The following is a 14,624-nucleotide window of genomic DNA, read 5'->3' on the forward strand; positions in this document are numbered from 1 at the left end:
TGGTAATCTTTGACATGACCGCCTCCCATTAAGGATTGTTGCGATCCCACCTTGGCACAGCGATGCCGTCGGGGGGCGGTTACAGCATCAAAGCCCTGGTACTTGATAAAGGGCGTCAGCACCCCGATCCGGTCATAGAGCTTGCGGGCCTGCGTGTTGAAATCCTGCGTCATCCAGTAGACCGAGGGCGTGCCCCGGGCGTCGGCCTCGGCATAGACCGCCTCGATCAGCGCGCGGCCCGCGCCGGTACCGCGCACCTCCGGATCGACATAAAGATCCTGCAGGTAGCAGATATCCTCGAGCTTCCAGTTGTGCGCATGCCAGACCACATGCACCAGCCCGACCAGCCGGCCAGCATCCTCGGCGACGAGTCCGGCCTGCTGGACCCGCGCCGGATCCAGCAGCCGCGCGAAGGTCGTGGCATAGACCTCTTCGGAGACCGCGCTCTCGTAGAAGGCGAGGTACCCGGCCCAGAGCCGGCGCCATTCCGCCTCGTCTTCCGCCCGCAGCGGGCGCACCATGACCGTCATCGTCGTCCTCCGTTCACCGCGCGATCCCGCGCTTCTTCTCGCACCAAATACCTCGGGGGAGGCCCGAAGGGACGGGGGCAGAGCCCCCTCTTTTCGGGAACCTCCCGCGGGACATTCCTAAAGAATGGTTAATCCAAAACCCTAAGCCATTGTTTTTCCTGCCCCACCAGGGTGTCCCGGCCCGGGACACCCCCGGCGACACCCGGATCAGGCCGGGTCCAGCATCCGCCCGAGGCTGCGTCCGGCAAGGATATGGACGTGCAGGTGGGGCACCTCCTGAAGGCCGTGCTCGCCCGCGTTGGCGATCATCCGAAAGCCCTTCTCCTCGACCCCCTCCATGCGGCAGACCTCGCCCACGGCGCGGACGTAATCCAGCACCTCGGCATCGCTGGCCTCCTGCGCGAAATGATCGAAGCAGACGTAGGCCCCCTTGGGGATCACCAGCACATGCACCGGCGCCTGCGCCCGGATATCCCGGAAGGCCAGCGAATACTCGGTCTCGAGAACGGTGTCGTTCGGGATCTCCCCCCGCAGGATCTTGGCGAAGATATTCTGATCGTCGTAGCTGTAGCTCATGGGCACCCTCCGTCGGCAAGCAGGGGATCGCAGAGCGCGACCCTGCCCAAGGTCTCGGGGATCGCGGCAGGTTCCGCAAGGCCCCCGATCCCCCGCGCTCAGTCCTCGGGCAGCTCCGCTGCGGGGATGATCGGGAAGAAGCGCCCCGAAGAGCGCACCCCGAACCACTCGGTCCCGTCCACCGCCTCGGTCTCGCCAAGCTCCACCAGCCGGTAAAAGCTCTTGCGGTCGATCAGCGCCTCCAGCTCGGCCCGGATCAGGATGTAGGGCGAAGGCTCGCCCGTTTCAGGGTCGCGGTCCACCCGGATCGGATGCTCCGGCCCCGCCACCGCCATGTCGCCCACGTGGGTGGTGAAGGTCAGGATCTGCCCCTCGCCTTCCCCCTCCACCTCGAAGTCGGTGGCCACGAAAGGCGCGTCATCGACGGTGATGCCGACCTTCTCCACGGGCGTGACAAGGAAATACTGATCCCCTTCCTTCTTCAGGATCGAAGAAAAGAGCTTCACCAGCCCCGGCCGCCCGATGGGCGTCCCGAGATAGAACCATGTCCCGTCCCGCGCGATCCGCATGTCGAGAGCGCCGCAGAAGGGCGGGTTCCACTTGTGAACGGGCGGCGGACCCTTCTGCGAAGCGGCGCGAACGGAGGCAGCCAGGCTGTCCGCCGAGGGCGTCACGGAATTTTGTGTGCTCATTGCTTTTGCCAATCCTCCGTCGCGGGATACAGTCGGTAGTAAGCAGGCATATTTCAAGGGAGAGCCGCCATGGCCGAAGATCTGGTCGCCGAGATCGAGGCGCTCGAGGACAAGCTGGCGCAAGCCAAGGCCTCCATCACGAGCCGCTTCATCGGACAGGAGCGGGTCGTCGACCTCACGCTCTCGGCCCTGCTCTGCGGCGGGCACGCCCTGCTGATCGGCCTGCCGGGCCTCGGCAAGACCCGCCTGGTCGAAACATTGTCCACAGTCATGGGCCTCGATGGCAGCCGTGTGCAGTTCACGCCGGACCTGATGCCTTCCGACATCCTCGGCTCCGAGGTTCTGGAAACCGGTGCCGACGGCTCGCGGGCGTTCAAGTTCATCGAGGGCCCCATTTTCTGCCAGCTTCTGATGGCGGACGAGATCAACCGCGCCAGCCCGCGCACCCAGTCCGCGCTGCTGCAGGCGATGCAGGAAAAGGTCGTCACCGTCGGCGGGGCAACCCGCAGGCTCGAGGCCCCATTCCACGTTCTGGCCACGCAGAACCCCATCGAGCAGGAGGGCACCTACCCCCTGCCCGAGGCGCAGCTCGACCGCTTCCTCGTCCAGATCGACGTCGCGTACCCGGACCGCGACACCGAAAAGGACATCCTTCTGGCCACCACCGGCACGGAAGAGGCCGAGGCGCACCAAGTCTTCGACGGCGCCTCGCTGATCGCGGCGCAAAGGCTCCTGCGGCGGATGCCCGTGGGCGACGCGGTGGTCGAGATGATTCTCGACCTCGTGCGTGCCTTCCGACCCGACGATCCGTCCGCCAGCGACCGTGTCCGTGACACCGTGGCCTGGGGCCCCGGGCCGCGCGCGGCGCAGGCGCTGATGATGACCGTGCGGGCCCGAGCGCTTCTGCAGGGCCGGCTGGCCCCCTCGCCCGAGGACGTGATCGACATGGCCAAGCCCGTGCTCGTCCACCGGATGGCGCTGACCTTCTCCGCACGTGCCCGGGGCGAGGATCTGGGTCGGATCATCGACGAAAACACCGGAGCGCTGCTGCGCACCGAGGCCGCGGCTTGACGCCCGATATCGCCCGCCTTCGCCAGCACGCGCAGGAAGAGGCGAGCCGATTTCCCGCGCTTCTCGCACGGGCCGACCAGCTTGCGGGCACCGTCCTGCTGGGCGACCATGGTCGGCGCCGCGCCGGGCTGGGCGACGACTTCTGGCAATACCGCGGCATGCGCCCCGGTGACAGCTACCGCAGCATCGACTGGCGGCGCTCGGCCCGGGGCGACGAACAGTTCGTGCGGGAACGCGAATGGCAGATTGCCCAAAGCGTCATGCTCTGGGTCGACGGGGGCGCCTCGATGCGCTTCAGCTCCTCGGACAAATTTCCCGAGAAATCCGATCGCGCGCGTCTCGTCGCGCTCGCCAGCGCGATTCTGCTTGTCCGGGGCGGCGAACGCGTCGGCCTGACTGGCTGGTCGCTGCCGCCACGGCGCGGAGATGTTCAGATCGCGCGGCTGGCCGAGGCCTTCACGCGCGAGGACGACGCCGACTATGCCCCGCCCGAAGCACGGGGCATGCTGCCCTTCGCCAAGGCGATCTTCGTGTCCGATTTCCTTGGCGATATCGCCCCGGTGGAGGCCGCCCTGACCAAGGCCGCCGACCGCGGTGTCAGGGGCGCGCTGCTGCAGATCCTCGACCCCGCGGAAGAGGCCTTTCCCTACCAGGGCCGGACCATCTTTCAGAGCATGGGCGGCACCATGGCCCACGAAACGCTCAAGGCGAGTGATCTCAAGGAAAGCTACCTCCGCCGCCTTGCGGAGCGGAAGGCTCACTTGGAACAACTCTGCCGCCTGACCGGCTGGCAATTCCACACGCACCACACGAACGACAGCGCGCAGGCCGCGCTGCTCTGGCTCTACCGCGCGATGGATGGAGGTCACTGATGACGCTCTTCGGTGCGCTTGGCTTCACGGCCCCCTGGCTTCTTTTGGGCCTTCTGGCCCTGCCGATTCTCTGGATCATCCTGCGTGCCATTCCACCGGCCCCGGTCCGCAGACGGTTTCCCGGTGTCGCCCTGCTTCTCGGCCTCAAGGATGAGGAGCAGGTCAGCGACAGGACCCCCTGGTGGCTCATGCTTCTCCGGGTGCTGGCCGTCGCCGCCGTAATCATCGGCCTCGCGGGCCCCATCCTGAACCCCGAAGATGACGGCGAGGTCGCGGGCAGCGGTCCGCTTTTGGTCGTGATGGATGCAAGCTGGGCAAGCGCCGCAGACTGGCGGTCGCGGGAAGCTGCTCTCGACGGCCTGATGAACCGCGCGGACAGGGAATCGCGCCCGGTGGCCATTCTGCGCCTGACGGCTCCCGAGCAATTCCAGTTTCAATCAGCCGACGTGGTTCGGACCCGTCTCAGCGCCGGTCTGCCCGAAGCATGGGAACCCGACGCGGCCCAAACCGACCGCGCCATCGACCTTCTCCCGGAAGGAGACTTCGACACCTACTGGCTCTCCGACGGGATCGCGCGCGATGCTCGCGAAGGCCTTCTCTCGGCCCTCGAACAGCATGGCGATGTGACCGTCTTCGAATCGCCAGCCCCGCTTTACGCCATCGCACCGGCCGCCTTCGTGGACGGCAACGTCGCGCTGTCACTGCAAAGGCTTCGCCCCGGGCCCGAAGCCGAGGTGACCGTCGCCGCCCACGGCCGCGATCCCGCCGGCAATCCGGCGGTCCTGATGCGGCAAGCGGTAACATTCGCCGCGGATGCGACCACCGCCGAGAGTGAGCTGTCCCTGCCCGCCGAGCTTCGGTCCCGCATCGAGCGCTTCGAGATCGAGGGCAACGAGAGCGCCGGAGCCGTCTCGCTGCCCGACGACAGCCTGCGTCGGCGCGAGGTGGCGCTGATCGCCGGACGAGAGGACCGAGAAGGGCTCGAGCTTCTCGACCCGCTTCACTACCTGCAACGCGCGCTCGAGCCGACGGCAGAGATCCTGAACGGCGCCCTGACGGATGTTCTCCCGGCGAATCCCGACGTGATCGCGCTTACCGATATCGCGACCCTGTCCGGCGCCGAGGAAGAGGCCCTTTCCGCGTGGATCGAAGAAGGCGGCCTCCTGCTGCGTTTCGCCGGTCCGCGCCTGGCCGCCTCGGATGTCAGCCGCGACGCCGAAGACCCCCTGATGCCGGTCCGCCTGCGGGCCGGCGGCCGGACCGTCGGTGGCGCGATGAGCTGGGGCGAGCCCAAGTCGCTGGCCCCGTTCCCCGAGGACAGCCCCTTCTACGGCCTTCAGATTCCGGACGATGTGACCGTCAACAGCCAGGTCATGGCACAGCCCGACCCGACGCTTGCGGACCGCGTGATCGCGCAGCTGAGCGATGGCACACCGCTGGTCACGCACAAGGAGCTCGGGCAGGGCCAGGTCGTCCTGTTCCACGTCACCGCCAATGCCGAGTGGTCCTCGCTGCCCCTTTCCGGCCTCTTCGTGCAGATGCTCGAACGCCTCGCGGTTTCGACCACGTCTTCCGCCCTCGATGCAGGCGAACTCGAAGGCACGATCTGGCAGCCTGTCTCTGTCCTCGACGCATTCGGACGTCTCGAAGACGCCGGGACATTGCCCGGCGTCGAGGGTCCTGCGCTGCTTGACGACCCGCTGGGCCCCGATCTGCGCCCGGGTCTCTATGAAGGCGAGGACCGAAGCCTCGCGCGCAATGTCGTCACGGAGGATCGCAGGATTTCCCCGACGGTCTGGCCCGACCGGATCACGGTCGAAGGCTTCTCGCAGCCCCGCGAAACACCGCTTGCGGGCTGGCTTCTGGCGCTCGCCATCGCGCTGCTTGCAGCCGACGTGATCGCCTCGCTTGCCCTTTCCGGCAGATTGCGCGGCGCGCGGGCCACCGCGGCGGTGCTGGCCGCCTTGGCCCTCCTTCCGGCCGAGGGTCGCAGCCAGGAAGCCGACCCGCTTGCGAACGAAGAATTCGCCCTGGCGGCCACGTCCGAAGTCGTCCTGGCCCATGTCCTGACGGGAAACGACCGCGTGGACGAGATTGCCCATGCAGGGCTTCGCGGGCTGAGTGACACCCTCTTCTTCCGAACCTCGGTCGAGCCTGCCGATCCGATGGGCGTCGACCTCGAAACCGACGAACTCGCCTTTTTCCCCCTGCTCTACTGGCCCGTCACCCCGGAACAGGAGATCCCCTCTCCCGAGGCCTACGTGAAGCTGAACGAATACCTGCGCTCCGGCGGCATGATCCTTTTCGACACGCGCGACGCGGATATCGCCAGTTTCGGCGCGGGCTCGCCCAACGGTCGCAAGCTGCAGGAACTCGCGCGGCCATTGGATGTCCCGGCCCTCGAACCCATTCCGCAGGACCACGTCCTGACGCGGACGTTCTACCTGCTTCAGGATTTCCCCGGTCGCTACAGCAGCCGCGACGTCTGGGTCGAGGCCGCGCCCGCGGACGCCCGGCTGATCGAGGGCATGCCCTTCCGCGATCTCAACGACAACGTGACGCCGGTGGTCATCGGCGGCAACGACTGGGCCTCGGCCTGGGCAAGCGACGAGCAGGGCAACCCGCTTGTGCCGATCGGCTCGGGATTTGCGGGCGAACGTCAGCGTGAGATCGCCTACCGCTTCGGCGTGAACCTCGTGATGCACGTGCTCACCGGCAACTACAAATCCGATCAGGTCCATGTGCCTGCGCTTCTCGACAGGCTGGGGCAATGATGGGACAGGTCATTTTCGATCCGCTGCTGCCCTGGGTTCTGATCGCGATCCTCGCGGCCATCGCCGCGACGGGGACAGCGCTCGCGCTCTGGCGCGGCCTTTCGGGATGGGCGCTGAGGGGCCTTGCCGCGCTGCTGCTTCTGGCAGCGCTGGCCCAGCCCTCCTACCAGGTCGAGGACCGCGCCCCGCTGTCCGACATCGTGCTGATGCTGGTGGACGAATCCGCATCCCAGCAGCTCGCCGATCGGGCCAATGTCACGGCAGAGGCCGCCTCCACGCTCGAGGCCGAGCTGGAAGCCCGCCCCAATACCGAGATCCGCAGGATCCCTGTCGGTGACGGCGACGGGGACACCGGCACCCAGCTCATGACCGCCCTTTCCGGCGCACTGGCCGAAGAGCCGCGCGGGCGTATCGCGGGGATCTTCCTGCTGTCGGACGGACGGCTACACGACCTCGAACGCGCGCCCGACCTGCCTGCCCCCATGCACCTCCTGCTCACCGGCAAGGAAGACGATTGGGATCGGCGCCTCGTTGTCGAAAACGCGCCCGCCTTCGCAATCCTCGGCGAACCGGTGGAGCTTACCCTGCGCGTCGAAGACGACGGCGCCGCGCCGGATGATGCCAATACCGAGCTGCTGATCTCGGTCGACGAGGAAGAGCCGCAGAGCTTCACCGTGCCCATCGGCCAAGACATGACCCTGCCCGTCACGCTTCCGCATGGCGGCCTGAACGTCATCCAGTTCACCGTCCCCGAGGCAGAAGGCGAGCTGACCGACCGCAACAACACCGCGCTGATCCAGATCAACGGCGTCCGCGACAGGCTTCGGGTGCTGCTGGTCTCTGGTGAACCCCACGCCGGTGGCCGGACATGGCGCAACCTGCTGAAGTCAGACAGCTCCGTCGATCTGGTGCATTTCACCATCCTGCGGCCGCCGGAAAAGCAGGACGGTGTGCCGGTGACGGAACTGTCGCTCATTGCCTTCCCGACCCGCGAGCTTTTCCTCGAGAAGATCGACGACTTCGACCTGATCATCTTCGATCGCTACAAGCGGCGCGGCATCCTGCCTTCGATCTACCTCGACAACGTCCGGAACTACGTCGAACAGGGCGGCGCGGTGCTCGTCGCGGCCGGGCCCGACTTTGCCAGCGCCGACTCCATCTACCGCTCGCCGCTTGCCGAGATATTGCCGGCCGAGCCCACGGCGCGTGTGGTGGAAGAGGCCTTTCGCCCCAAGATCACCGATCTGGGCGACAAGCACCCGGTGACGGCCGGGTTGCAGGGCGAAGACTCCTGGGGGCGCTGGCTGCGCCAGATCGAGGTAACTCCGACCGCCGGTGACGTGGTCATGACCGGCACCGAGGACCGGCCCCTGCTCGTGCTGGACCGCGTCGGTGAGGGCCGCGTTGCCCTGCTCGGCTCCGACCAGGCCTGGCTCTGGTCCCGCGGCTTCGACGGCGGCGGCCCGCAACTTGAACTGCTCCGCCGTCTGGCACACTGGATGATGAAGGAGCCGGAGCTCGAGGAAGAGGCGCTCTGGGCCGAACCGGACGGGCAGACCATGCGGATCATCCGCCGCACCCTGGACGACGAGGTCGGCGCCGTGACCGTGACGCGCCCTGACGGCGAGACCGAGGAAATCGAACTTCGCGAGGTCGATCCGGGACGGTTCGAGGCGATCTACGAAGGACCGACGATCGGCCTCTATCACCTGGAGGAAGGCGATCAGACCGCCGTTGTCGGCCTCGGACCCGCCGCCCCGCGCGAGTTCGAACAGACGATCGCCAGCGCAGAGCCTCTCAGCGATGTCATCAATGCCGTGCGCGGTGGTGTTCCGCGGCTGGAAGATGGCATGCCCTCCCTGCGCGACGTGCGCCCGGGGCGCCCGGCTGCCGGACGCGGCTGGGTCGGCCTCACGCCGCGTGACGCCTACGAGACGCTGAACGTCACCCAGACGCCGCTCCTGCCCGCGTGGCTGGTGCTCCTGCTTGCCTCGCTGCTCATCGTCGGCGGATGGGTGCGGGAAGGCCGCTGACCGCGGGGGACACGCCACCGGGGAAAGACCAGATCGGCATTCTGCGGCGGATGGTTGACCTCTGAAGGGACAGGGCGCCCAAGAGGCCGATTGCCGCCAGATCGGCACACCGGGCGCTCTGAGAAAGCGTAACCTAGACGCTGAGGGAGCGCCCTCCGCCCCGCCCCGGAGGCGGCGGTTCGTCCGTGTCTGCCAGAAGCACTGCGCGGGATTGCGAATAGAATTCCCGGCGCAGGACCACGGCGAGCGTGAAGAGCACCGCGATGGCAAGGGGGACCGCCCCGACAAGCCAGGCGGCAGAGGAAATCCCGAAATAGACCGACCGGAGGCCACGGTTGTAGCCGCGCGCCGCCGTCACGTTGATTTCGCCCGCTTTCTCGGCGCGCGGCAGCGCGATGGGGCTTGTCTCATCGTTCGGGACCGCCGCCATAATGACAGAGCAATAGCCGAAAAGCCGGTGCGACCAGACGAACTTGAGGAAGGCGTTCGTCGCGAAGAGCAGCAGGAGCAGCAGCTTGATCTCCCACACGATCACCGGATCGGAGGGAAGGGCGAGGTCCTCGGCGACGTTCTGCAGCCGCTCGGTGTTGCCAAGCAGGGCAAAGCCGCCCCCGATCGCGATCATGCTTGCCGAGGCGAAAAAGGCCGTCCCCTGCCGCAGGTTCGCGACGATCTGGGAATCGAAGATCCGGGGCTGCCGCGTGACGAACTCGTGCATCCAGGCCCGGCGGTAGCCGGCCATCAGGGTCGAGGTGGAGGGGCGGAATCTCGGTGGATGTTCGATCAGGTAGGTCGAGCCGAGCCACGCGATGAGCAGCAGCGCAATCGCCGCGTAGTCGAGAAGTCCGAACGATGTGATGATCCCGGTCCAGGTCATGCGCTCAGAACGGCTTGGCCACGACGGCCCAGAGAACCGCGATCACGACCAGCACGCTGATCTCGTTGAAGATCCGCAAGTAGGTGTCGGACCGACCGAACTGCCCCCGCCGCGCCCGGATGACGAGCATCCCGGTCCAGACGTAGTGGGCCAGCAGCAGCATCACGAGGGCGAGCTTGAAAAGCACCCAGGGCGCGAAATCCCAGATGCGCCAGCCCATCCAGAGCCCGGTGACAAGCGCGATCACGCCCAGCCCCGCCGAGAACCGGTAGAGCCGGATCGTCAGGTCGCCCAACGGCCCGAACTCGCCCAGCCGGTCCCACTCGCGCCGCCAGTAGATGAGGGCGCGCGGCACCGCGAAGATGGAGGTCATCCAGCCCATGACGCAGAGAATGTGTATGATCTTTACCCAAGCCATGGCCAAGCCGTGCCCCGACGCGACGAGGGGCGCAAGATGCCGCAGCAACCGCTGCGCTTTCGGACTCGGAAAACGCGCATTTTGGTTATATAACTTGACCAATTCAGGGAGGAGCCGATGGAAATGCCTGCCCCCGATCCCGCGATCCTGGCCCGCAAGGCCCAGATCGTGGATCGCCTGCGACACGTCCTTCCGCCCGATGCGGTAATCTCGGACGAAACCGAAACGCGCGCCTACGAATGCGACGCGCTGACCGCCTACCGCTGCCCGCCGCTCGCCGCGGTCCTTCCGGCCTCAACCGCCGAAGTCTCGGCCGTGCTTCGGGTCTGCCACGAGGAAGGCGTGCCCGTCGTGCCCCGCGGCTCCGGGACCTCGCTTGCCGGTGGGGCACTGCCCACCGCGGACAGCGTGATCCTCGGCGTGGCCCGCATGGCCGAGGTGCTTGAGACCGACTACCAGAACCGCTTCATCCGGGTGCAGACCGGCCGGACCAACCTCAGCGTGACCGGCGCCGTCGAGGAGGAGGATTTCTTCTACGCGCCCGACCCGTCAAGCCAGCTTGCCTGCGCCATTGCCGGCAACATCGCGATGAATTCCGGCGGGGCGCATTGCCTCAAGTACGGGGTGACGACCAACAACCTGCTCGGGGTCACCATGGTGACGATGGACGGCACGGTGGTCGAACTTGGCGGCGCCCACCTCGATGCCCCGGGCTACGACCTGCTGGGGATCATCTGCGGGTCCGAGGGGCAGCTTGGCATCGTCACCGAGGCCACGCTGCGCATCCTGCGCAAACCCGAAGGCGCCCGGCCCGTGCTCATGGCCTATGACAGTCTCGAAGTCGCCGGACAGGTGGTGTCGGACATCATCAAGGCGGGCCTGCTACCCGTCGCGATCGAATTCATGGACCGCCCCTGCATCCGCGCCTGCGAAGCCTTCGCCAAGGCGGGCTACCCCGATTGCGAGGCGCTCCTGATCGTCGAGGTCGAGGGATCGGAGGGAGAGATCGCGGAACAGCTCGACCTGATCCTGAATATCGCGCGCAGCCATGAGCCGGTGGAGCTTCGGGAGGCACAGGACGCAGACGAGGCCGGCCGCATCTGGCTGGGTCGCAAATCGGCATTCGGTGCGATGGGCCAGCTCAACGACTACATGTGCCTCGACGGGACGATCCCCGTCTCGGCCCTGCCCGAGGTGTTAGGCCGCATCGCCGAGATGAGCCGCGAGTTCGGGCTCGAGGTGGCAAACGTCTTTCACGCCGGCGACGGCAACATGCACCCGCTCATTCTCTTCAACGCGAACGAAGCCGGGCAGCTGGAACTATGCGAGGCCTTCGGAGCCGAGATCCTCAAGCTCTGCGTCGAGGTCGGCGGTTGCCTGACCGGCGAGCATGGCGTCGGGATCGAGAAACGGGATCTAATGACGCATCAGTATGCGCCGGCGGATCTCGACGCGCAAATGGCGGTGAAGGATGTCTTCGATCCGCAGTGGCTGCTGAACCCGGCCAAGGTCTTCCCGCTGGCCGCCTCGCAGCAGCGGCGCACGCCACTGGCGGCCGCGGAATGACCCTTTCGATGACCGAAGAGACACGCTTGCAACCCACCTCGGAAGCAGAGCTGGCCGATGCCGTCGCGGCGGACCCCGGGCCCCTGCGGATCAAGGGCGGCGGCACGCGCGCCATCGGCCGCGCCGCCGCTGGCAACACGCTCGACACATCCGGGATAAGCGGCGTCACGCTCTACGACCCGGGCGCGCTCACCCTTGTGGTCAAGGCCGGCACGCCCCTGGCGGAGGTCGAAACCCTGCTGGCCGAGAACCGGCAGCGGCTTGCCTTCGAGCCCATGGACCACCGCCCGCTTCTGCGAACCGAGGGCAGCCCCACCATCGGCGGCATGGTCGCGACAAACGCGAGCGGCCCGCGGCGCATCCAGGCCGGCGCCTGCCGGGATTGCCTTCTGGGCGTCCGCTTCGTCGACGGGACGGGCCGCGTGATCAAGAACGGCGGCCGGGTCATGAAGAACGTGACGGGATACGACCTCGTCAAGCTTCTGGCCGGCAGCCATGGCACCCTCGGCATCCTGACCGAGCTCAGCCTGAAGGTCCTTCCCGCCCCGCAGGCCAGTGCCACGCTCATCTTTGAGGGGCGTGGCATTCGCGATGCCGTGGCGCTGCTGTCGCAGGCGCTCACCTCGCCCTACGAGATCACGGGCGCCGCATACGACCCCCAAAGGCAAAAGGCGTTCCTGCGGATCGAGGGCTTCGCGGGCTCGGTCACCTACAGGGCCGGCAAGCTGATGGAGCTTTTCGGGTCCTTCGCGCCGGTTCTCGAGGAAGATCCCGAACGCATCGGTGCAATCTGGCGCGGGATACGCGATGTCGAGGCGCTTCACGATGACGACGGGGACATCTGGCGCATCTCGTGCAAGCCCGGCGATGCCCCGGCGATCGCGGACCGCATCGATGACGCGACGCTGCTCATGGACTGGGGCGGCGGGTTGATCTGGGCGAGGCTTCCCACAGGCACCGACGCGCGGCAGGCGCTGCAAGGACTGGGCGGGCACGCGACACTCATCCGGACGGCCGATCCCGCCAACACGACCCTGCCCGTCTTCCATCCCGAACCCGCCCCGGTGGCAAGAATCTCAGCAGGGCTGCGCTCCCGCTTCGATCCGCGCGGCATTCTCAATCCCGGGCTGATGGCCTGATACCCCGAGCGAGGCACGATGCAGACGAACTTCACGGAAACACAACTGAGGGATCCCGGCACCGCACGCGCGAACGAGATCCTGCGCGCCTGCGTCCATTGTGGCTTCTGCACGGCCACCTGCCCCACCTACCAGGTGCTGGGTGACGAACTCGACAGCCCCAGGGGTCGCATCTACCTGATCAAGGACATGCTCGAAAACGAGCGGACGCCCGACGAGAAAACGGTCAAGCATATCGACCGGTGCCTGTCCTGCCTTGCCTGCATGACCACCTGCCCCTCCGGCGTGCACTACATGCACCTCGTTGATCACGCGCGCGACTACATCGAACAGCACTACGACCGCCCCTGGCACGACAGGGCACTTCGCTGGACGCTCGCCCGCATCCTGCCCCACCCCCGCCGGTTCCGGCTTGCGCTGCTGGCTGCCAAGGCGGGCCGACCCTTCCGCGGCCTGATCCCGGACGCGCGTCTGCGGGCAATGCTCGACATGGCGCCGCGCAGGATCCCGGCGGTCAGCCGCAACGATGACCCGCAGAGCTTTGCCGCGAAGGGCGGACGCCGGATGCGCGTCGCCCTGATGACCGGCTGTGCGCAGCGCGCCCTCAACACCGACATCAACGACGCCACCATCCGCCTGCTCACACGGCTTGGCTGCGAGGTCGTCGTCGCGCAGGGCGCGGGCTGCTGCGGGGCGCTGACCCATCACATGGGCAAGACCGACGAAAGCCATGCCAGCGCTGCCGCCAACATCCGCGCCTGGACGCGCGAGATCGAGGGCGAGGGGCTTGATGCCATCGTCATCAACACCAGCGGCTGCGGCACCACCGTCAAGGACTACGGCCACATGTTCCGGCAAGACCCGCTTGCCGAAGATGCCGCCCGCGTGGCGGAGCGCGCCATGGATGTCAGTGAAGTGCTCATGCAGCTCGACATGCCCGAACAGGAAAGCCGCAACCTGCGCGTCGCCTATCACGCGGCCTGTTCGCTACAGCATGGCCAGAAGATCAAGACGCATCCGAAGACCCTGCTCAAGAGGGCCGGTTTCGAGGTGGTCGAACCCGCCGACCCGCATCTCTGCTGCGGCAGCGCAGGGACGTACAACCTGATGCAGCCCGAGATTTCCGCCAAGCTGAAGGACCGCAAGGTGCGCACGCTGGCGGCGAAATCCCCCGATATCGTGGCCGCCGGGAACATCGGCTGCATGATGCAGATCGGCTCGGCGGCGGGTGCGCCTATCGTGCACACGGTCGAGCTTCTGGACTGGGCGACGGGCGGCCCCCGGCCGCGCGCGCTCGACGAGGACGGAGAACTCCCCGTTCCCCGGCTTTCAACGCCGGCCTGAGCGAGGGCAAGCAGGCCGGCACCAGCGGTTCGGACTTCGGTCGTCACCGCTTGGCTCAAGCGTCGAAAAGGTCTTGAAACCGACCGCGGCCGTCCCATTTTTTTCCGTGTCGGACGCCTCTTCTGGGTCCGGCACGGAAAGACGCCCGTTCCCACGTGGGAGGGTGCCGCCAACTAGGTTTCGCTCAACGGAGGATTCCATGCGACACTACGATTTTGCCCCGCTCTACCGTGCGACCGTGGGCTTTGATCAGGTGGCTGACCTGATGGACCGCGTTCTGGCCGGTGAATCCAGCCAGCCCGGTTATCCGCCCTACAATATCGAAAAGACCGCCGAAGATGCCTATCGCATCTCAATCGCCGTCGCCGGATTTGCCGAGAACGACCTCACGGTCGAAGTGAAGGACCAGGCGCTCGTCGTGTCGGCCCGCAAGGCCGAAGAGGACCAGACCCGAACCTACCTGCACCGCGGTATCGCCACGCGCGCCTTCGAGCGCCGCTTCCACTTGGCCGACCATGTCCGCGTGAAGGGCGCCCTTCACGAGAACGGCATGCTGCACATCGACCTTGAGCGGGAAGTGCCCGAAGCGCTGAAACCGCGCCGGATCGCCATCGCCAAGTCGGACGGCAGCCCGGTCCGCCGCGATGTGCTGGACGCCGAAACCGTGAACTGAGGTCACGGCTTTTCCAGCCCTTAAGACGTCGCAAGGCCCCGGCATGTCCGGGGCCTTAT

The 14,624-nt window shown here is 66.9% G+C and carries 12 protein-coding genes and 1 pseudogene; 8 read left to right on the plus strand and 5 right to left on the minus strand.

Annotated features, from left to right (window positions below):
- Positions 1-95: 95 nt before the first annotated feature.
- The 3 genes and pseudogenes from C8N44_RS13615 to C8N44_RS13625 all read right to left on the minus strand — a co-directional run.
- Positions 96-530: pseudogene (locus C8N44_RS13615) on the minus strand (N-acetyltransferase family protein); the annotation flags it as partial.
- A 207-nt stretch (positions 531-737) separates the two neighbouring features.
- Positions 738-1,106 carry a histidine triad nucleotide-binding protein gene (locus tag C8N44_RS13620; protein WP_107977324.1) on the minus strand — a complete coding sequence of 123 codons (369 nt, stop codon included), beginning with the start codon at positions 1,104-1,106 and terminating at the stop codon, positions 738-740.
- Positions 1,107-1,204: 98 nt separating this feature from the next.
- Positions 1,205-1,798 (minus strand): DUF1285 domain-containing protein, encoded by a 594-nt coding sequence (locus C8N44_RS13625; RefSeq protein WP_107977325.1) that lies wholly within the window; start codon positions 1,796-1,798, stop codon positions 1,205-1,207.
- A gap of 69 nt (positions 1,799-1,867) precedes the next feature.
- Here C8N44_RS13625 and C8N44_RS13630 point away from each other — a divergent pair, with 69 nt between their 5' ends.
- From C8N44_RS13630 to C8N44_RS13645, 4 genes are read left to right on the plus strand one after another with little or no spacing between them, the layout of a single operon-like run.
- A complete protein-coding gene (locus tag C8N44_RS13630) occupies positions 1,868-2,869 on the plus strand; it encodes an AAA family ATPase (protein ID WP_107977326.1) in 1,002 nt (333 codons plus the stop codon).
- Positions 2,866-3,741, plus strand: coding sequence for a DUF58 domain-containing protein (locus C8N44_RS13635; RefSeq protein WP_107977327.1), 876 nt, complete (start codon positions 2,866-2,868; stop codon positions 3,739-3,741). Before C8N44_RS13630 ends, C8N44_RS13635 begins: the two co-directional genes overlap by 4 nt.
- Positions 3,741-6,515 (plus strand): DUF4159 domain-containing protein, encoded by a 2,775-nt coding sequence (locus tag C8N44_RS13640; RefSeq protein ID WP_107977328.1) that lies wholly within the window; start codon positions 3,741-3,743, stop codon positions 6,513-6,515. Before C8N44_RS13635 ends, C8N44_RS13640 begins: the two co-directional genes overlap by 1 nt.
- Complete coding sequence (locus C8N44_RS13645; protein ID WP_107977329.1) at positions 6,512-8,548, plus strand: DUF7408 domain-containing protein; 2,037 nt, start codon at positions 6,512-6,514, stop codon at positions 8,546-8,548. The genes C8N44_RS13640 and C8N44_RS13645 overlap by 4 nt, the downstream gene beginning before the upstream one ends.
- A gap of 133 nt (positions 8,549-8,681) precedes the next feature.
- Here C8N44_RS13645 and C8N44_RS13650 read toward each other — a convergent pair whose 3' ends face one another.
- Both C8N44_RS13650 and C8N44_RS13655 read right to left on the minus strand, forming a co-directional pair.
- Positions 8,682-9,425, minus strand: a complete 744-nt coding sequence (locus tag C8N44_RS13650; protein ID WP_107977330.1) for a DUF599 domain-containing protein — start codon at positions 9,423-9,425, stop codon at positions 8,682-8,684.
- A gap of 4 nt (positions 9,426-9,429) precedes the next feature.
- Positions 9,430-9,843: a CopD family protein gene (locus C8N44_RS13655; protein WP_107977412.1), complete on the minus strand. Its 414-nt coding sequence runs from the start codon at positions 9,841-9,843 to the stop codon at positions 9,430-9,432.
- A gap of 117 nt (positions 9,844-9,960) precedes the next feature.
- On the opposite strand from C8N44_RS13655, the gene C8N44_RS13660 reads away from it, so the two are divergent.
- From C8N44_RS13660 to C8N44_RS13675, 4 genes are all read left to right on the plus strand, one after another.
- Complete coding sequence (locus tag C8N44_RS13660; RefSeq protein WP_107977331.1) at positions 9,961-11,409, plus strand: FAD-linked oxidase C-terminal domain-containing protein; 1,449 nt, start codon at positions 9,961-9,963, stop codon at positions 11,407-11,409.
- Positions 11,410-11,417: 8 nt separating this feature from the next.
- Positions 11,418-12,548 (plus strand): glycolate oxidase subunit GlcE, encoded by a 1,131-nt coding sequence (gene glcE / locus C8N44_RS13665; RefSeq protein ID WP_107977332.1) that lies wholly within the window; start codon positions 11,418-11,420, stop codon positions 12,546-12,548.
- An 18-nt stretch (positions 12,549-12,566) separates the two neighbouring features.
- Positions 12,567-13,892 (plus strand): glycolate oxidase subunit GlcF, encoded by a 1,326-nt coding sequence (gene glcF / locus C8N44_RS13670; protein WP_107977333.1) that lies wholly within the window; start codon positions 12,567-12,569, stop codon positions 13,890-13,892.
- Positions 13,893-14,091: 199 nt separating this feature from the next.
- Positions 14,092-14,565, plus strand: coding sequence for an Hsp20 family protein (locus C8N44_RS13675; RefSeq protein WP_107977334.1), 474 nt, complete (start codon positions 14,092-14,094; stop codon positions 14,563-14,565).
- Positions 14,566-14,624: the final 59 nt, after the last annotated feature.

Source organism: Allosediminivita pacifica (assembly GCF_003054175.1).
Classification (GTDB): Bacteria; Pseudomonadota; Alphaproteobacteria; order Rhodobacterales; family Rhodobacteraceae; genus Allosediminivita; species Allosediminivita pacifica.